Annotated in this window: 19 protein-coding genes; 16 read left to right on the top strand and 3 right to left on the bottom strand. The window is 65.8% G+C overall.

What is annotated here, in order from left to right:
- The first annotated feature begins 8 nt into the window (after window positions 1-8).
- The 3 genes from ASE58_RS00175 to ASE58_RS00165 all read left to right on the top strand — a co-directional run bounded on the left by ASE58_RS00175 (window position 9) and on the right by ASE58_RS00165 (window position 1,670).
- A complete protein-coding gene (locus tag ASE58_RS00175; protein ID WP_055761337.1) occupies window positions 9-281 on the top strand; it encodes an SWIB/MDM2 domain-containing protein in 273 nt (90 codons plus the stop codon).
- A gap of 214 nt (window positions 282-495) precedes the next feature.
- Window positions 496-942, top strand: a complete 447-nt coding sequence (locus ASE58_RS00170) for a hypothetical protein (protein ID WP_055816906.1) — start codon at window positions 496-498, stop codon at window positions 940-942.
- Entirely contained in the window at window positions 939-1,670 is a 732-nt protein-coding gene (locus ASE58_RS00165) for a TorF family putative porin (protein WP_055816903.1), read from the top strand. Before ASE58_RS00170 ends, ASE58_RS00165 begins: the two co-directional genes overlap by 4 nt.
- A 20-nt stretch (window positions 1,671-1,690) precedes the next feature.
- Here the strand turns inward: ASE58_RS00165 and ASE58_RS00160 are convergent, their stop codons facing one another.
- Window positions 1,691-3,466: a cation:proton antiporter domain-containing protein gene (locus tag ASE58_RS00160; RefSeq protein ID WP_055761716.1), complete on the bottom strand. Its 1,776-nt coding sequence runs from the start codon at window positions 3,464-3,466 to the stop codon at window positions 1,691-1,693.
- A gap of 106 nt (window positions 3,467-3,572) precedes the next feature.
- A complete protein-coding gene (locus ASE58_RS00155) occupies window positions 3,573-4,793 on the bottom strand; it encodes an NADP-dependent isocitrate dehydrogenase (RefSeq protein ID WP_055816902.1) in 1,221 nt (406 codons plus the stop codon).
- A 120-nt stretch (window positions 4,794-4,913) separates the two neighbouring features.
- On the opposite strand from ASE58_RS00155, the gene ASE58_RS00150 reads away from it, so the two are divergent.
- Both ASE58_RS00150 and ASE58_RS00145 read left to right on the top strand, forming a co-directional pair.
- A complete protein-coding gene (locus ASE58_RS00150; RefSeq protein WP_055816900.1) occupies window positions 4,914-5,645 on the top strand; it encodes a phosphatidylserine decarboxylase in 732 nt (243 codons plus the stop codon).
- Window positions 5,642-6,415, top strand: coding sequence for a CDP-alcohol phosphatidyltransferase family protein (locus tag ASE58_RS00145; RefSeq protein WP_055761351.1), 774 nt, complete (start codon window positions 5,642-5,644; stop codon window positions 6,413-6,415). Before ASE58_RS00150 ends, ASE58_RS00145 begins: the two co-directional genes overlap by 4 nt.
- On the opposite strand, the gene ASE58_RS00140 is transcribed toward ASE58_RS00145, so the two are convergent.
- The gene (locus tag ASE58_RS00140) at window positions 6,378-6,602 is read right to left on the bottom strand and encodes a hypothetical protein (protein WP_055761354.1); all 225 of its coding nucleotides are present in this window, start codon (window positions 6,600-6,602) and stop codon (window positions 6,378-6,380) included. The two genes, ASE58_RS00145 and ASE58_RS00140, sit on opposite strands and share 38 nt — an antisense overlap.
- 253 nt (window positions 6,603-6,855) lie before the next feature.
- On the opposite strand from ASE58_RS00140, the gene rpsB reads away from it, so the two are divergent.
- The 11 genes from rpsB to fabZ all read left to right on the top strand — a co-directional run bounded on the left by rpsB (window position 6,856) and on the right by fabZ (window position 17,886).
- Complete coding sequence (gene rpsB / locus ASE58_RS00135) at window positions 6,856-7,647, top strand: 30S ribosomal protein S2 (RefSeq protein ID WP_055761356.1); 792 nt, start codon at window positions 6,856-6,858, stop codon at window positions 7,645-7,647.
- Window positions 7,648-7,737: 90 nt separating this feature from the next.
- Window positions 7,738-8,667 (top strand): translation elongation factor Ts, encoded by a 930-nt coding sequence (tsf, locus tag ASE58_RS00130; RefSeq protein ID WP_055816898.1) that lies wholly within the window; start codon window positions 7,738-7,740, stop codon window positions 8,665-8,667.
- 178 nt (window positions 8,668-8,845) lie between these two features.
- The gene (gene pyrH / locus ASE58_RS00125) at window positions 8,846-9,568 is read left to right on the top strand and encodes a UMP kinase (protein WP_055761362.1); all 723 of its coding nucleotides are present in this window, start codon (window positions 8,846-8,848) and stop codon (window positions 9,566-9,568) included.
- An 18-nt stretch (window positions 9,569-9,586) separates the two neighbouring features.
- Window positions 9,587-10,144: a ribosome recycling factor gene (gene frr / locus ASE58_RS00120; protein ID WP_055761366.1), complete on the top strand. Its 558-nt coding sequence runs from the start codon at window positions 9,587-9,589 to the stop codon at window positions 10,142-10,144.
- Window positions 10,141-10,905, top strand: a complete 765-nt coding sequence (locus ASE58_RS00115; RefSeq protein ID WP_055816896.1) for an isoprenyl transferase — start codon at window positions 10,141-10,143, stop codon at window positions 10,903-10,905. The genes frr and ASE58_RS00115 overlap by 4 nt, the downstream gene beginning before the upstream one ends.
- The gene (locus tag ASE58_RS00110) at window positions 10,902-11,705 is read left to right on the top strand and encodes a phosphatidate cytidylyltransferase (RefSeq protein WP_268795041.1); all 804 of its coding nucleotides are present in this window, start codon (window positions 10,902-10,904) and stop codon (window positions 11,703-11,705) included. The genes ASE58_RS00115 and ASE58_RS00110 overlap by 4 nt, the downstream gene beginning before the upstream one ends.
- Window positions 11,702-12,859, top strand: coding sequence for a 1-deoxy-D-xylulose-5-phosphate reductoisomerase (locus ASE58_RS00105; protein WP_055816894.1), 1,158 nt, complete (start codon window positions 11,702-11,704; stop codon window positions 12,857-12,859). Before ASE58_RS00110 ends, ASE58_RS00105 begins: the two co-directional genes overlap by 4 nt.
- On the top strand, window positions 12,856-13,989 hold the full coding sequence (locus ASE58_RS00100; protein ID WP_055816892.1) for a M50 family metallopeptidase: 1,134 nt from the start codon (window positions 12,856-12,858) through the stop codon (window positions 13,987-13,989). The genes ASE58_RS00105 and ASE58_RS00100 overlap by 4 nt, the downstream gene beginning before the upstream one ends.
- Before the next feature lie 61 nt (window positions 13,990-14,050).
- Window positions 14,051-16,810, top strand: coding sequence for an outer membrane protein assembly factor BamA (bamA, locus tag ASE58_RS00095; protein ID WP_055761721.1), 2,760 nt, complete (start codon window positions 14,051-14,053; stop codon window positions 16,808-16,810).
- The gene (locus tag ASE58_RS00090; protein WP_055761377.1) at window positions 16,810-17,412 is read left to right on the top strand and encodes an OmpH family outer membrane protein; all 603 of its coding nucleotides are present in this window, start codon (window positions 16,810-16,812) and stop codon (window positions 17,410-17,412) included. Before bamA ends, ASE58_RS00090 begins: the two co-directional genes overlap by 1 nt.
- Before the next feature lie 3 nt (window positions 17,413-17,415).
- The gene (gene fabZ, locus ASE58_RS00085; RefSeq protein ID WP_055816890.1) at window positions 17,416-17,886 is read left to right on the top strand and encodes a 3-hydroxyacyl-ACP dehydratase FabZ; all 471 of its coding nucleotides are present in this window, start codon (window positions 17,416-17,418) and stop codon (window positions 17,884-17,886) included.
- Window positions 17,887-17,915: the final 29 nt, after the last annotated feature.

The raw sequence follows: 17,915 nt of genomic DNA, 5'->3' as shown, positions 1-17,915 counted from the left end.
GGAATATTATGGCCAAGGAAACCACGACGACCGGCGGCGCCCGGGGCGGAATCGCGAAGCCGGTGACGCCGTCGGCCGATCTGGCGAAGATCACCGGATCCGACCCGCTGCCCCGCAGCGAAGTCGTCAGCAAGATGTGGGAATATATCAAGAAGCACGACCTGCAGAACCCGAAGGACAAGCGCGAAATCCTGGCGGACGAAACGCTGGAAAAGCTGTTCGGCAAGAAGTCGTGCTCGATGTTCGAAATGAACAAGCTGCTGAGCGCGCACATGAAGTAACCGACGGGTGCCGGTACCGGCACCGTCCGTTCGCGAAAGCGCCGTCCGGGGGATGCCTCCGGACGGCGTTTTCATTTCGTTACAAAGCGTTGCCGCCGCGGATTGCGGAACGCCGCCCCGCCGTGATCGGTTATGTACGGATCGGACGAACGTCCACACGGTCACCGGCCAATATGGGGCGGGGCCGTCCGCAGCAGGATGAAGGAGAGAAGGGATGATGGTCGGAATGGTCGGGCTGTTGCTGGGCGCGGCGATCGCGGCGCCGGACGGCGGTATGGCGCACAGCATGCGCGTCGATCATCGCAGCGGCACCGTGCAGTCGGATTACACCGCCGATGTGCGGGTGACCCATCAGCAGGTCGGAACGGTCGGTGCCGGTGGGCGTCCGTCGACGCTGCGCTGCGTGTGGCGCGCTGGACTGGTTGTCGAACGACAGGCGCGGCATGCGTCGGGATCGACGCTGGCGCGGTCCTTCACCCATGATGCGGCGATCGAGGGTAGTCGTCCCGGATGGTGCAGCGCGCAGAAGGCGGCGATCGCCCAGGAGGTCGCGCGTCGGGACGCGGTGCTGCAGGCGCGGCTGGTGCAGTTGGCGCAGGAAGATCACCCGGTACTGCATGCCGAAATCGACCGGATGCATGGGACGACGCAGGCAGGATGATCGGACGGATCGCATTCGGCGTCGCATCGCTGCTGGTGACGGCAGCGGCGCAGGCGCAATCCTTACCCTCGGTCGGGGTCGAAGCGACCACCGACGAGCGGCGACGCGGGTTGAGCTGGAGCGAGGGGCGGGCGTCGGTGTCTGGCGATGCCGCGCTGACGCTGGGCATGGTCGATCTCGACGCACGGGTCGCGGCGCTGCGCGGATCGGTACGGCACGACGGGGCCGATGCGGTGGCCGATCTGGGCGCGGCGATCGGCGGCGATGTCGGGCCGTTCGCCCTGCGCGGGCGGGCGATCGGCCATGTCTTTGCCGGTGCGGCGCGGGGCATGGATTATGCGGAGTTCGGGGGCGATGCCCGCTATACGCTGGGTTCGGTCGAACTGACTGCCGGGGCGCTCTACGCCCCGCCGCAGCGGGCGATCGGCGGTAGCAACCTGTATCTGTCGGCACAGGCCGTGGCGGGGTTGCCGATGACGCCGTTTACGCTGATCGGCGGCGTCGGGCGATCGTCGGGCGCGGTGGACGACGCGGCGCGGGCGGATCGGCTGCGGCCCGGCGGAACCTATGTCGACTGGCGGTTGGGGGTCGAACATGTGACGGGGCCGCTGACGCTGGCGATCGATTATGTGGGGACCGACCTGACCGACGACCGCGCGGTCGCGCCGATCGGCGACCGGCGGCATAGCGGCGACCGAATTCTGGGCCGGGCACGCTTCGCTTTTTAGCGACGCGCCGCACGCCGCCGCTATACCGGGTCGTCGATCCGGCGCAGGCGGCGGATGCGGGGTTCGCGCTCCAGATCGGCCTGTTCGCGGATCGTCTGGCGCAGTTCGTCGCGCTTTTCGTGGATCGATGCGATCACCGGCCCCATCGCAACGCCCAGGTCGACCAGCACCGCTTCCGACAATTGCAGCGAGCTTTCGAGCGTTTCGGGCACCGCGTCGCTGACCCCGGCGGCATAAAGTTCGGCGGCGTGGGTCGCGTCGCGGGCGCGGGCAAGGATGGTGAGGTTCGGCACCCATCCCCGGACGCGGCGGGTCAGGCGCACGGTCAGCACCGGATCGTCCATCGTCAGCACCAGTGCGGACGCCCGGCCAAGGTCGAGCCGGTCGACCAGTTCGGAACGCGAAACGTCGCCGAACAGGATCGGATGCCCCTCCGCACGGGCCGTCGCCACGTTATCGATATCCGAATCGACCGCGATATAGGGCTTGCCATGGGTCTTGAGCATCTCGGCAACCAGGCGCCCGACCCGGCCGAAGCCGATGATGACGACGCGCCCCGCCGCGGTATCGACCGGTGCCTCCTCGGGTGATCCGACGCGGTGTTCGATCCGCCGCGACGCGCGTTTGCCCAGCGTTGCCAGCAGCGGCGTGATGGTCAGCCCGATCGCGGTGACCGTTTGCCAGAAGGCGGCGGTCGAGGGCTGGATCAGCTGCGCCTGCGTTGCGGCGGTCAGCACGATCAGCGTGGTTTCGGACGGGCTGGACATCAGCAGGCCGGTTTCGGTCGCGGTGCCCGGCCGCACGCCGTTGAACCAGAGCAGGCCACCCGTCACCGCCGCCTTCAGCACCACCACCCCGGCGATCGCACCCAGCAATTCGGGCCAGTTGTCGACGATGGTCCCGAGGTCGAGGCTCATGCCGACGGTGATCAGGAACACGCCGAGCGCCAGCCCCTTGAACGGGGCGGTGATGACCTCGACCTCGCTGTGATATTCGGTTTCGGCGATCAACAGCCCGGCGAGCAGCGCGCCGACGATCGGCGAGAGGCCGGCGGCGGTGGTGACCAGGCTGGCGACGATCACGACCAGCAGGCTGGCCGACAGGAACAGTTCGGGGCTCTTGGTCCGTGCCGCCTGCGCAAACAGGCGCGGCAGGAACAGGCGACCGGCAGCGTAGAGGCCGACGACGCTGAGCGCGCCCCACATCAGCGTGTTGGCGAGCCCGGCCCAGCCCTCGTCGGTCGCGGTCGGGGCCAGCGCGCCCAAGGCGAAGATGATCGGGACCAGCGCCAGGTCCTCGAACAGCAGCATCGAGAAGGCAGGGCGGCCGACCGGGCCGGTGGTGCCCGCCATCGGCAGCACCAGCGCGGTCGAGGACAGCGCGAGCGCAAGGCCCAGCCCGATCGCGCCGGCGGTCGCCTGTCCCAGCACCATCAAGGCAATGCCGATCAGCAGCGCCGACCCGAAGAGTTCGGCGGCACCCAGCCCGAACACCTGTCGCCGCATCGCCCAGAGCCGCTTGAACGACAGTTCGAGCCCGATCGAAAACAGCAGCAGCACGATGCCGAATTCGGCAAAGGGTTCGATCGAATGGCGGTCGGTGATCGTGATGTGGAACAGCCACGGCGCCCGGTCGACCAATGCGCCCAGGCCGAACGGACCGACCAGCACTCCGACCAGGATGAACCCGATCACCGGGTTGACGCGAAACCGGGCAAAGGCGGGAATGACGAGGCCCGCGGCCCCCAGGATGACCAGCGAATCGCTGAACGGCGTCGAATCAATCGGCAATGGCATGGGGCCATTGTTGCGGACGCGGCACGGATGCAGCAACCGCTAACGTACCAACGGCGCCCATCCGTTTGGATGGACGCCGCCGGAAACGTGCGGAGATGCGAGGGGCTTAGCCCTGCGCGCCCATCGCCGATTCGAGGTTGACGCGAACCTGTTCGAAGAACTGCTCGGTGGTCATCCACGGCTGATGCGGGCCGATCAGGATCGCCAGATCCTTGGTCATGTGGCCGGCCTCGACGGTCTCGATGCAGACGCGCTCCAGCGTCTCGGCGAACTTCGTCACGTCGGGCGTGCCGTCGAACTTGCCGCGATACTTCAGGCCGCCGGTCCATGCGAAGATCGACGCGATCGGGTTGGTCGAGGTCGCCTTGCCCTGCTGGTGCTGGCGATAGTGGCGGGTGACGGTGCCGTGCGCCGCTTCCGCTTCGATCGTCTTGCCATCCGGCGACATCAGGACCGAGGTCATGAGGCCGAGCGAACCGAAGCCCTGCGCGACCTGATCCGACTGCACGTCGCCGTCATAGTTCTTGCAGGCCCAGACGAATTCGCCGTGCCACTTCAGCGCCGATGCCACCATGTCGTCGATCAGGCGATGCTGATATTCGATGCCGGCGGCCTGGAACTTGTCCTTGAATTCGGCGGCGAACACTTCTTCGAAGATATCCTTGAAGCGGCCGTCATAGGCCTTCAGGATCGTGTTCTTGGTCGACAGGTACACCGGCCAGCCGCGGCCAAGGCCATAGTTCATCGACGCACGGGCGAAATCGCGGATCGATTCGTCGAGGTTGTACATGCCCATGGCGACGCCGGCGGCGGGGAAGTCGAACACTTCCTCCTCGATCACCTGGCCGTCGGTGCCTTCCCACTTCATGGTCAGCTTGCCGGCACCCGGCACCTTGAAATCGGTCGCCTTGTACTGGTCGCCGAACGCATGGCGGCCGACGACGATCGGCTTGGTCCAGCCCGGAATCAGGCGCGGCACGTTCGAGATGACGATCGGTTCGCGGAAGACGACGCCGCCCAGGATGTTGCGGATCGTGCCGTTGGGCGAACGCCACATCTTCTTTAGGCCGAATTCCTCGACGCGCTGTTCGTCGGGGGTGATCGTGGCGCACTTCACGCCGACGCCGTACTTCTGGATCGCCTTGGCGCTGTCGACCGTGATCTTGTCGTCAGTCTCGTCGCGCTTCTCGATACCCAGGTCGTAGTAATCGAGATCGATTTCGAGATAGGGCTGGATCAACCGCTCGCGGATCCATGCCCAGATGATGCGGGTCATTTCGTCGCCGTCGATCTCCACGACCGGGGTTTTGACCTTGATCTTCGCCATGCGCCTGTTCTCGATATAGTTGCGGTTGGGCTGGGCCTTACGGGGTCGTTGCCGCGGGATCAACCGCACGGGAGTGCAGGGCGGTTGTCAGCACGACCCGTCTTGGCTACACCACGCTTCATGGCATCGCTCGAAAAGCCCGCGGTCGGCAACACGACCGTCAAGTGGCGCTGGCCCTCGGTTCATCCCGAAGGGCGCAAATACGTCCTTATCGCCGCCGTCGTCACCGCCTTCTTCGCCTTCATGGCGTGGGAGACGCTCGCATGGCCGATGGGGCTGGTCACCTTGTGGGTCGCGTCGTTCTTTCGCGATCCGATCCGCACCACGCCGCAGGGCGAGGGGCTGATCGTGGCGCCTGCCGACGGGCTGGTCACGATGATCCAGCGGGTCGAGCTGCCGGCAGAGCTGCGCGGGCCCAACGGCCTAGGCGATCAGCCGCTGGTGCGCGTATCGATCTTCATGTCGGTGTTCGACGTCCACATCAACCGCACCCCGATCGCCGGCACCATCCGGCAGGTCGTTTATATCTCGGGCAAATTCTTCAACGCCGATCTCGACAAGGCGAGCGACGAGAATGAGCGCCAGCATGTCGTGGTCGAGGGGCTGGATGGCCAGCGCGTCGGGTTCACGCAGATCGCGGGTCTTGTCGCGCGCCGGATCGTCGCGTTCGTGAAGCCGGGCGATTTCGTCGCCGCCGGACAGCGGGTCGGCCTGATCCGTTTCGGCAGCCGGGTGGACGTGTATCTGCCCGAGGGCACCGAGCCGCAGGTCGCGCTGGGCCAGCGCAGCGTTGCCGGTGAAACCGTGCTGGGCCGCGCCGGTATCGCCGCCGCCACCGGCATCGCGCAATGACGATGCGTCGTCCGCTTCCCGTGCGGGGCATCCCGCTGCGCGCCGTCGCCCCCAATGCCGTCACCGCATTGGCGCTGTGTTCCGGCCTGACCGGCATTCGTTTCGCGATCGGGGGAGAGTGGGAACGCGCCGTCCTGATGGTCCTGCTCGCCGGTGTGCTCGACGGGTTGGACGGGCGCGTCGCGCGGCTGGTCCGCGGCGAGAGCAAGTTCGGCGCGGAGCTCGATTCCCTGTCCGACGCGATCTCGTTCGGCGTGTCGCCCGCGCTCATCATGTATCTCTGGGCGCTGCTGGCCGAACCGCGGATCGGCTGGATCGTGTCGCTGGTTTATGCGGTGTTTACCGCGCTGCGCCTTGCCCGCTTCAACGCGCGGATCGATGCTGACGATCAGCCGCACAAATCAGCGGGCTTCCTGACCGGCATTCCGGCGCCGGCCGGTGCCGGGCTGGCGATGCTGCCGCTCTATATCTGGATCTGGTCGGGCGAGGAGTTGTTCCGCTCACCCTGGCTCGTGGCGCCATGGGTGGCGTTTGTCGCGTTCCTGATGGTGTCGAGCCTCGCGACCTATAGCTGGTCGTCGCTTAAGCTCCGTCGCAACATCCGGTTCGAAGCGATCGTCGGGGTGGTGATCGTCGCAGCGGCGCTCGTCTCCGCCCCGTGGCAGACGCTGACGGCGGTTTGCGTCGCCTATCTGGCGACGCTCCCGTTCAGCATTCGCAGCTATGCACGAATCAGGCGGCAGCGCGAAGCGGCTGCGCCACGACCGTAATCGGACGCTGACGGATAACGCCGCGCCGCGAAGTCAGATGTACCGGCGGCAGCGGATCGATCGTCCATTCCGGGCCGCGCATCAGCAGGCGGAGGATGCGGTCCTTTGCCGGCAGGACCGTGGCGAAGATCGTAGCGACGGCGATAACGAAGCCGGCGGCGAACAGTGCAGAAACCAACAGGGCCATCTCGAAACTCCCCGATCATGCGATCATGAAATCGCAAGGTCCCTCAACCAGTTATGTGAGGTCTTGTTCCATGATCCGTGTCTGGACCGGTTATGTTCTCATATCGTTCCACCGTCAAGTCTTGATCGTTTCGGTTCGTTACGCTAAAGGCCGCCGCCTCAACCCCACATGGGAAGCGCTCATACCGGTGCCTGGGCCTTTGGCCTGACTAGGGTTCCTGCTTCCCAGAGGATCAACCGGAAGGAATTATCCTATGGCGGCACCCGTCGTCACCATGCAGGCGCTGCTCGAATCGGGCGCGCACTTCGGCCACCAGACCCACCGCTGGAACCCGAAGATGAAGCCGTACATCTTTGGCGATCGTAACGGCGTCCACATCCTCGACCTGTCGCAGACCGTGCCGCTGTTCGCGCGCGCCCTGGAATTCGTGTCGTCGACCGTGGCATCGGGCGGCAAGGTCCTGTTCGTTGGCACCAAGCGCCAGGCGCAGGAGCCGATCGCGGAAGCAGCGCGCAAGTCGGGCCAGCATTTCGTGAACCACCGCTGGCTGGGCGGCATGCTTACCAACTGGAAGACGATCAGCAACTCGATCAAGCGCCTGAAGGCCCTTGAAGAGCAGCTGTCGGGCGACACGCACGGCCTGACGAAGAAGGAAGTGCTGAACCTGACCCGCGAGAAGGACAAGCTCGAGCTTTCGCTTGGCGGTATCCGCGATCTGGGCGGCATTCCCGACATCATGTTCGTGATCGACGCGAACAAGGAAGAGCTGGCGATCAAGGAAGCCAACACGCTGGGTATCCCGGTCGTTGCGATCCTCGATTCGAACGTGTCGCCGGACGGCATCGCGTTCCCGGTTCCGGCGAACGACGACGCAAGCCGTGCGATCCGCCTGTACTGCGAAGCGATCGCGATCGCCGCGACCCGTGGCGGCCAGCAGGCGATGGCCCATTCGGGCCGCGACCTGGGCGCGATGGACGAGCCGCCGGCCGAGGAAGCGCTGACCGCCGAGCCGACCGCGCAGCCGGAAGCCGCTGTCGAAGCGTAAGCTGTCACGGAACTGACGTGCGGGCGGGGCAGGGCGGAACACGCGCTGCCTCGCCCGCAAGCATATCGAACACCAATCAGGAGCCTGATCATGGCAGAAGTTACCGCCACCGCCGTCAAGGAACTGCGTGAGCGCTCGGGCGCCGGCATGATGGACTGCAAGAAGGCGCTGTCCGAGAACAACGGCGACATGGAAGCCGCCGTCGACTGGCTGCGCACCAAGGGCCTTGCCGCCGTCGCCAAGAAGTCGAGCCGCACCGCGGCCGAAGGTCTGGTCGGCGTTGCCGTCGCCGGCACCAAGGGCGTGGCGATCGAAGTCAACAGCCAGACCGATTTCGTCGCCAAGAACGACCAGTTCCAGAGCTTCGTGCGTGACGTCGTCGCGATCGCCTTGGAAAAGGGTGATGACGTCGAGGCGCTGAAGCGCCAAGCGATGCCGAACGGCGGCACCGTCGAGGACGCGCTGGTCGCCAACATCTCGACCATCGGTGAAAACCAGGTCCTGCGCCGCGCGAAGTCGGTCGAAGTCCCCAAGGGCGCGATCATTCCCTACGTCCACAACTCGGCGGGTCCGGGCCTCGGCAAGATTGGCGTGCTGGTCGCGCTGGAATCGGATGCCGGCGTCGACGTGCTGGAGCCGCTGGGCAAGCAGATCGCGATGCACATCGCCGCTGCCTTCCCGCTGGCGCTGGACGAGAGCGGTCTCGACCAGGACATCCTGGAGCGTGAGCGCCAGATCGCGACCGAAAAGGCCGCCGATTCGGGCAAGCCGGCCGACATCATCGCCAAGATGGTCGAAGGTTCGGTGAAGAAGTTCGCGAAGGAAAACGCGCTGCTGAGCCAGCCGATCGTCATGGACGGCAAGACGCCGGTCGCCGATGTCGTTGCCAAGGCGGCCAAGGACGCCGGCACGACCATCGTGCTGAAGGACTATGTCCGCTTCCAGCTCGGTGAAGGCATCGAGAAGGAAGAAACCGACTTCGCCGCCGAAGTCGCCGCGACGGCCGGCCTGACCAAGTAAGGTCGACCGCCGACAGGCAAAAGACAGGGGCCGCAAGTGCGATAGGCGCTTGCGGCCCCTGTTGTATCCGGCCGTCATGTCCGGGGCATCCGTCCCTGAGGGGCAATGCCCGCTTGGCTTTGCGGGCGGTCGCGGCTAGGGTCCGGCGCGCTTCTGATAGACCAACTTTGCAGGTTCCATGACCCGTCCTCGCTTCAACCGTATCCTCCTGAAACTGTCCGGCGAAGTGCTGATGGGCTCCGGCCAGTTCGGCATCGATCCCGCGATGTGCGACCGCGTTGCCCGCGAGATCAAGGCCGCACGGGGTGAGGGGCACGAGGTGTGCGTCGTCGTCGGCGGCGGCAATATCTTCCGTGGTGTTGCCGGTGCGGCGCAGGGTTTTGAACGGGCGAGCGCCGATTACATGGGCATGCTCGCGACCGTGATGAATGCGCTCGCCATGCAGAACGCGCTGGAGCAGATCGGTGTCGAGACGCGGGTGCAGTCGGCGATCCCGATGGCATCGGTGTGCGAACCCTATATCCGCCGCCGCGCCGTGCGCCACATGGAGAAGGGCCGCGTCGTGATCTTCGCCGCCGGCACCGGCAGCCCGTTCTTCACCACCGACACCACCGCCGCGCTGCGCGCCGCCGAAATGGGCTGCGAAGCGCTGTTCAAGGGCACCAGCGTCGATGGCGTCTATGATGCCGACCCGAAGAAGGTGCCGACCGCGACCCGCTATGACACGCTGGGCTTCGGCCGCGTGCTGGCCGACGACCTGAAGGTCATGGACGCGTCGGCCGTGGCACTGTGCCGCGACAACAATATCCCGATCGTCGTCTTCAACATCCGTGACGAAGGCAACCTTGCCGCCGTGCTGGCGGGCGAAGGTGTGTCGACGATCGTCCAGAACAACGCTTGATTCAGAAGGAAGTCGGTTATGGCCGCATATAACAAGGCCGATCTGGAGCGCCGGATGGCCGGTGCCGTGGAATCGTTGAAGGGCGACCTGAGCGGTCTCCGCACCGGTCGCGCGTCGGTTTCGCTGCTCGATCCGGTTACCGTCGAGGTGTACGGCGCGCACATGCCGCTGAACCAGGTTGCGACCGTCTCGGCGCCCGAGCCGCGCATGCTGTCGGTGCAGGTGTGGGACAAGTCGAATGTCGGCCCGACCGACAAGGCGATCCGCTCGGCGGGCCTCGGCCTCAATCCGATCGTCGATGGCCAGACGCTGCGCCTGCCGATCCCCGATCTGACCGAGGAGCGCCGCAAGGAGCTGGCGAAGCTGGCCGGCAAGTACGCGGAATCGGCGCGCATCGCGGTGCGTAACGTCCGTCGTGACGGCATGGAAAGCCTGAAGACCGACGAGAAGAAGGGCGTCTATTCGGAAGACGAGCGCAAGAAGCTCGAAACCGAAGTCCAGAAGATGACCGACGCGACGATCGCCGACCTCGATGCTGCCGCAAGCGCGAAGGAAAAGGAAATCCTCGGCAAGTGACGTCGTTCGCCGCGCGCGCTCCGGTATCGGCGGCTGATTCCGCCGCACCGGGCCTGCCTTCCTCTTCCGTCATCCCCCGTCATGTGGCGATCATCATGGACGGCAACGGCCGCTGGGCAAAGGCCCGGCGGCTGCCGCGCGTGGCCGGCCATCGGCAGGGCGTGGAAGCGGTGCGGCGCATCACCCGTGCGGCGCGAGAACAGGGGATCGAGGCGCTGACGCTCTATGCCTTCTCCTCCGAGAATTGGCGTCGTCCCGAAGAGGAAATCGGCGACCTGATGGGGTTGCTGCGCCATTTCCTGAAGAACGAGATCAAGGAGCTGACGCGCGAAGGCGTGCGGCTGCGCATCCTGGGCAATTACCGTGCGCTGAAGGCCGATCTGGTCGAGCTGATCGATGATGCGGTCGCGCGGACGGCGACGAACACTGGGCCGATCCTCGCTATCGCGCTGAACTATGGTGCGCAGGCCGAGCTGGTCGCGGCGGCGCGGCGGCTGGCGGAAAAGGTCGCGGCGGGGATGCCGGTGTCGGCGATCGACGAGGCGGCGATCGATCGCGAGCTCGATACCGATGGCCTGCCGCCCCTCGACCTGATGATCCGCACGTCGGGCGAACAGCGCCTGTCGAACTTCCTGCTGTGGCAGGCCGCATATGCCGAGTTGCTGTTCGTCGACACGCTATGGCCCGATTTCGATGGCGAGGCGCTCGCGCAGGCGATCGCGGCCTATGGCCAGCGGCAGCGCCGGTTCGGGGGCCTGTGATCCCCGATCCCGCCGCCGATCCGGTAGCGCGGCGCAAATCCGACCTTGCCAGGCGGACGCTGGCCAGTGTCGGGATGATCGCGGTCGCCGCCACTGCGCTGTGGCTGGGCGGGTTCGTCTTCTGGTTGCTGGTCGCGATCGGTACGCTGTTCATGATGGCCGAATGGGCCGACCTGCACAAAGTGTCGCGCGAGCATAAGCGGCTGGCCCAGCTTGCGCTGACCGTGCCGCTGGCGATCCTGTCGCCGCTGGCGGCGGGCGCGAGCTTTCTGGCGCTGGGGCTGATCGTCGGCGCGGCGTTCTTTGTCGTCATTATCACGCGGTTGCCGGGGCTGGCGCGCGGCATCGTCTATTGCGGAGCGCCGGCGCTGGCGGTCGTGTTCCTGCGCGGGCAGGGTGGCGGGCTGCTGCTCGCCTTCTGGGCGATGGCGCTGGTGTGGGCGTGCGATATCGGGGCGTATTTCGCGGGGCGTTCGATCGGCGGGCCGAAGCTGGCGCCGACGATCAGTCCCAACAAGACCTGGGCCGGGCTGATCGGCGGCGTGATCGCCGCGTCGGTACTGGCGGGCGGGCTGTATGTTGCCGGGTTGCCGCTGCTGCTGATGCTGGTGACGCCGCTGCTGGCGGTGCTCGCGCAGATGGGCGACCTGTACGAGAGCCAGTTGAAGCGTAAGGCCGGGGTCAAGGATTCGGGCAACGTCCTGCCCGGTCATGGCGGCGTGATGGATCGATTGGACGGACTGGTTCCCGTCGCGCCTGCTGCGGCGCTGATGGTATTGGCGGGGCTGTATCTGGCATGAAGCGGGTTACCATTTTGGGCGCGACCGGATCGGTCGGCACGTCGACGCTCGACCTGATCGAACGCACGCCGGATGCCTTTGCGGTCGAGGCGCTGACCGCGCATCGCGATGTGGGGAAGCTGGCGGCGGCGGCGCGGCGGGTTGGCGCGAAGCTGGCGGTGGTCGGCGACGAAGCCTGCCTGCCGGTGCTGCGCGAGGCATTGGCCGGCAGTGGGGTCGAGGCGGCGGGCGGTGCGCAGGCGGTGATCGATGCCGCGGCGCGGCCGGTCGACTGGACCATGGCGGCGATCGTCGGGACGGCGGGACTGAAACCGGTGATGGCGGCGCTGGCGCGCGGCGGCGCGGTGGCGCTGGCCAACAAGGAAGCGCTGGTCTCGGCCGGCGAGGTGATGATGGCGGCGGCGGGCCAGGCCGGTACCACGCTGTTGCCGGTCGATAGCGAACATAACGCCGTTTTCCAGTGCCTCGACGACTGTCCGCCCGAACGCATCCGCCGCATCATCCTGACGGCGAGCGGCGGGCCGTTTCGCGAACGGTCGCTGGCCGAGATGCAGGGGATCACGCCCGAACAGGCGGTGGCGCATCCGAACTGGTCGATGGGCGCCAAGATCTCGGTCGATTCGGCGACGATGATGAACAAGGGGCTCGAACTGATCGAGGCCTATCACCTCTTCCCGGTGGCCCCGGAACAGCTGGACGTGCTGGTCCATCGCCAGTCGGTGATCCATTCGATGGTCGAATATGTCGACGGGTCGACTCTGGCGCAGCTGGGGTCGCCCGACATGCGCGTCCCGATCGCGCACGCGCTGGCATGGCCCGACCGGATGGAGACGCCGTGCGAGCGGCTCGACCTCGCACGGATCGGGCGGCTGGATTTCGAGGCGCCGGACATGGTGCGCTTTCCGGCATTGGCGCTGGCCCGTGCCGCATTGGCGGCGGGCGGCGGGCGGCCGGCGATCCTGAATGCGGCGAACGAGGTGGCGGTCGCCGCCTTTCTCGACCGGCGGATAGGCTTCCTCGAAATTGCCGCAATCGTCTCGGATGTTCTCGACCGCTTCGATCCGCCGAAGCCGCAGACGATCGACGCCGTGCTGGCGATCGATAGCGAAGCACGGGGCTTGGCGGGCGAGCGTGTGAAGGACAGCGTCGCTTGATCGAATCCCCCGGACTGTTGATGACCATCATCGCGTTCCTGCTGGTGCTGGGGCCGTTGGTCTTCCTGCACGAGCTGGGCCATTATGCCGCCGGACGCTGGTTCGGGGTGAAGGTCGATGCCTTCTCGGTCGGGTTCGGGCGGGAGGTCGCCGGATTTACCGACCGCCATGGTACCCGGTGGAAGTTCGGTTGGTTGCCGCTGGGCGGCTATGTCCGTTTTGCCGGCGACATGAACCCGGCATCGCAGCCCGATGCCGAATGGCTGCAACTGCCCGCGCACGAGCGCGCCCGGACGTTTCAGGCAAAGCCGGTGTGGCAGCGGGCGATCATCGTCGCCGCCGGACCGGCGGTGAACCTGCTGCTGGCGGTCCTGATTCTGGGTGGTTTTGCAGCGGCCTATGGCGTGGATCGGACGCCGGCGACGATCGGCGGCGTGGTGCAGGGCAGCGCAGCCGACCGCGCCGGATTGCAGCCGGGGGACCGGATCGCGTCGCTCGACGGGCGATCGATCGAGACATTTTCCGACTTGTCCTTCTACACCGCGATGCATCCGGGCGAGCGGGTGACCGTCGACTATGTGCGCGGCGGTGCGCTCCGCTCGGCGGATGCGGTGATAGGATCGGTGGTGCAGCGCGATCGCTTCGGCAACGAGGCAAAGATCGGCCGCTTCGGGATCGAGCGTGGCGCGCCGGTCTATGCGCCGCTGCCACTGTGGCAGGCCCCGGTCGAGGGGGCCCGCATGGTCGGATCGATCCTGCGCGGCACCGTCGACGGCCTGGGGCAGATTATCACCGGTCGCCGGTCGATGGAGGAAATGGGCGGTCCGCTGCGCATCGCCAAGACGTCGGGCGAACAGCTTTCGCTGGGCTGGCCGGCGCTGGTGACGTTCGTGGCGTTCGTTTCCATTAATCTGGGATTCATCAACTTGTTGCCAGTTCCGATGCTCGATGGCGGGCATCTGTTCTTTTACGCCATCGAAGCGATAAAGCGCGGGCCGGTGCGCCCGCAGACGATGGAGTGGGCATTTCGCGGCGGATTGGCGCTGTTGCTGGCGCTGATGATATTCGTCACGGTGAACGACCTGGGGGCGTTCGGCGTGTGGCGTGGGCTGGCCGGCTTGATCGGCTGACGCGGTTAGGGCAGGGCGCATTCGTCCTGTTTGGAAAGTTCCTCCGGTTGGGGTGGGTTTGGTGACGGCAAGCAAGTTTTCGATTTATGGCGCACATGGCGTGGCGCTGCTCGCGAGCACGATGCTCTCGGGCACGGCGGCATCGGCACAGACGCGTCCCGCTGCCGCTGCTCCGGCAGTCCAGCCGCCTGCCGTGCAGGCACCCGCCGTTCCCGCCGCCCCGGTGCGGACCATCCGTTCGCTCCGGGTCGAGGGTGCGCAGCGCATCGAACCGGACACGGTACTGTCCTATACGAAGCTGCGCGTCGGCAGCCCATACACCGCGGAAACGCTCGATCAGGCGATCAAGGACCTCTATGCGTCCGACCTGCTCGCCAATGTCGAGATCGAGGGTGCCGAGACCAGCGATATCATCGTCCGGGTCCGCGAGAACCCGATCATCAACCGCGTGGTGCTGGAAGGCAACAAGCGGCTGAAGGACGACAAGATCACCAAGGAGATCAAGCTCGCCCCGCGGCAGATCTTCACCCGCACCGCCGTCCGCGCCGACGTCGCGCGCATCGTCGAGCTGTACCGCCGGCAGGGCCGGTTCGCGGCGAATGTCGAACCGAAGATGGTCATGCTCGACCAGAATCGCGTCGACGTGATCTTCGAAATCCAGGAAGGGCCGAAATCCAAGGTCCGCCAGATCAACATCCTCGGCAACGAGGTGTTCAGCGACAGCGAGCTGCGCGGCGAGATGGCGACCAAGGAGTCGCGTCCGTGGCGCGTCTTCAGTTCGAACACGAGCTATGACCAGGATCGGCTGGCCTATGACCAGCAGAAGCTGCGCCAGTTCTACCTGACCAACGGCTATGCCGATTTCCGCGTCATCTCGGCGGTGGCCGAACTGACGCCGGACAAGGAAGATTTCATCATCACCTATGTGGTGGAAGAAGGTAAGCGGTACAAATTCGGCGACGTGGCGGTCGAAAGCGCGATCCGCGATTTCGACAGCGCGGCGCTGACCAAGACGCTGCCGATGAAGAAGGGCGACTGGTACAACGCCAAGCTGTCCGAAGACGCGATCGACCAGCTGAGTGAATATGCCGGCCTGTTCGGATATGCGTTCACCGATGTCCGCCCGGAATATCAGCCCGATCGTGAAAAGCTCACGATGGGCATCACGTTCTTCCTGAACGAAGCGAACCGGACCTATGTCGAAAAGGTCGACATCACCGGCAACACGCAGACGCAGGACCGTGTGATCCGTCGCGAATTCCGTGTGGCCGAAGGGGATGCGTTCAACGCGTTCCTGGTCAAGCGGTCGCAGGATCGCATCAACTCGCTGGGCTACTTCCAGGAAAAGTTCGAGATCGAGCGCAAGGAAGGCTCCTCGCCCGACCGCATCATCCTGGCGGCGAACGTCGAGGAAAAATCGACTGGCGAGCTGACGCTCTCGGCCGGTTTCTCCAGCCTCGAACGCTTCATCATCCAGGCGTCGATCCGCCAGCGGAATTTCCGGGGCAAGGGGCAGGACCTGCAGGCGTCCGTCAACTATTCGACCTACCAGAAGTCGGTCGAGCTGGGGTTCACCGAACCCTATCTGTTCGACAAGAACGTGGCGCTGGGCGGCACGATCTTCCGTCGCGACTTCAATTCGTTCAACTTCCTCGGCACAGGCCGCAACTCGCTCTATTCGCAGGTCTCGACCGGCGGACAGATCGTGGCGAGCGTGCCGTTGACCGAATTCTGGACGCTGTCGGGCCGGTATCAGCTGAGCCAGGACAATGTCGGGCTGGACGAAAATACCTATTTTACCAACGGTGTCTGCGACCCGTTGAAGGCGGGACGCTATCTGTGCGACTCGATCGGTAATCGCCTGTCGAGCATCGTCGGTGCGAACCTGATCTTCGACAATCTCAACAACCGCCTGCGCCCGTCGCGTGGTCAGCGGCTGGTCACCGGCGTCGATTTCGCCGGCCTGGGCGGCGACGTGCGCTATGCCCGTGTGCGGGGGGATTTCGACAAATACTGGAATCTCGGCGGCTTCGTCCTGTCGGCAGGCATCGAGGGCGGTTACATCCACGCGCTGCAGAAAAAGCCGGGCGAGGGGATCGACGCGGTTCGCATCGTCGATCGCTTCTATCTGGGTGAACCGCAGTTCCGCGGCTTCGACATTCGTGGCGTCGGCCCGCGCATCCAGCGCCAGCAATATACCGGCTCGGTCGCTGGCGGCGACCAGGCGCTGGTCACTGCGCGCGATCAGGTGCTGAACGATCCGCTGGGCGGCAAGGCCTATTATCTCGGCAAGCTCGAACTGGAGCCGCCGCTGGGATCGGGTATCGCCGAACTGGGCCTGCGTCCGTCGATCTTCATCCAGGCCGGTGCGCTGTTCGGCGTTACCCGTCCGTTGCCGACGGTGCAGTTCCAGCAGGCGAAGAATGCCGACGGCACGCTGCAGTTCAACAAGGACGGGTCGCCGTCGCTGCTGCCGTTCACGACCAACACGACGGTCAACGGCCAGCAGGTGTACAACAACCAGTTTACCGACGCGTCGGGGCAGGCGGCGTTCCGGCAGACGACCTGTTCGGTCGGCTATTCGGCGACGATCGGCGGCACCTGCGCCGGCGGCGAAACCAATACGATCGCCACGTCGACGACCGCGCCCTTCCTCGAACAGTTCTTGGGCGACTCGGCCAAGCCGCGCCTGTCGATCGGTATTGGCGTGAACTGGAATTCGCCGTTCGGGCCGCTGCGCATCGACCTTGCCAAGGCGTTGCTGAGCCAGCCGGGCGACGACAAGAAACTCATCACTTTCAACGTAGGAACCCAATTCTGATGCGTAGCTTCACCAAGGCGGCTGTTGCCGCATTCGTCTTCGCGCTCCCGACCGCCCCGGCGTTCGCCCAGGCGCTGCCCGATGCGAAGATCGCCATCGTCGATTCTGAGCGGATTTTCCGTGACTGCACCGCGTGCAAGGCGGCGACCGCGCAGCTGCAGACCCAGCGCACCCAGCTCCAGTCGCTCGCGACCTCGCTCGGCCAGCCGCTGCAGACCGAAGCGCAGTCGCTGCAGACTGCCGTGACCGCTGCCAAGGGCAACCCGGACGCGGCGCTCCAGACCCGCATCCGCACGTTCCAGCAGAAGCAGCAGACCTCGCAGCAGCAGATCGAGCAGCAGGAACAGCAGGTCCAGCGCAACATCGCCTATGTGCGTGAGCAGATCGGCACGAAGCTGGGTCCGATCATCACCCAGGTCGCGCAGCAGCGTGGCGCGACGCTGGCCGTCGACAAGGGCAGCAGCTTCTACAACGCGCCGGCGACCGAAATCACCGATGCGGTGCTGGCCGCGCTCAACGCGCAGCTGCCCAGCGTCAGCGTGACCGCCCCGGCACAGGCCGCCCCGGCCGCCGGCGCACGTCCGGCCCCGGCAGGCCGCTGATCGATGGAAGGGGAAGCGAACTCGATCGGACCGCTCGACATCACGCGCGTGATGGCGGCGATCCCGCATCGCTATCCCATGTTGCTGGTCGACCGTGTCGCGGAGTTGATCCCCGACCGGTCGATCACCGCGATCAAGGCGGTGACGATCAACGAAGGCTTTTTCCAGGGGCATTTCCCTGGACGTCCGATCATGCCGGGCGTGCTGATCGTCGAGGCGCTGGCGCAGGCCGCCGGCATCCTGGCGGTGGAAAGCCTCGGCCTCGCCGGGTCGGGCAAGCTGGTTTATTTCATGTCGATCGACGGCGTGAAATTCCGCAAGCCGGTCGAACCGGGTGTCCTGCTGACGCTGGAGGCCGAATTCGTGCAGAAGCGTTCGCGCGTCTGCAAGTTCGCGGGGAAGGCCCGGATCGACGGTGAACTGGCGGCGGAATGCGAATTCACCGCCATGATCGCCGATCCGCCCAAGGCGTAAGCCGACAGCGATCATTGCTATTATGGGCG

It is taken from the genome of Sphingomonas sp. Leaf9 (assembly GCF_001421355.1).
Classification (GTDB): domain Bacteria; phylum Pseudomonadota; class Alphaproteobacteria; order Sphingomonadales; family Sphingomonadaceae; genus Sphingomonas.
The sequence above is the reverse complement of the archived record's forward strand: the minus strand, read 5'-3'. Positions and strand labels throughout refer to the sequence as shown.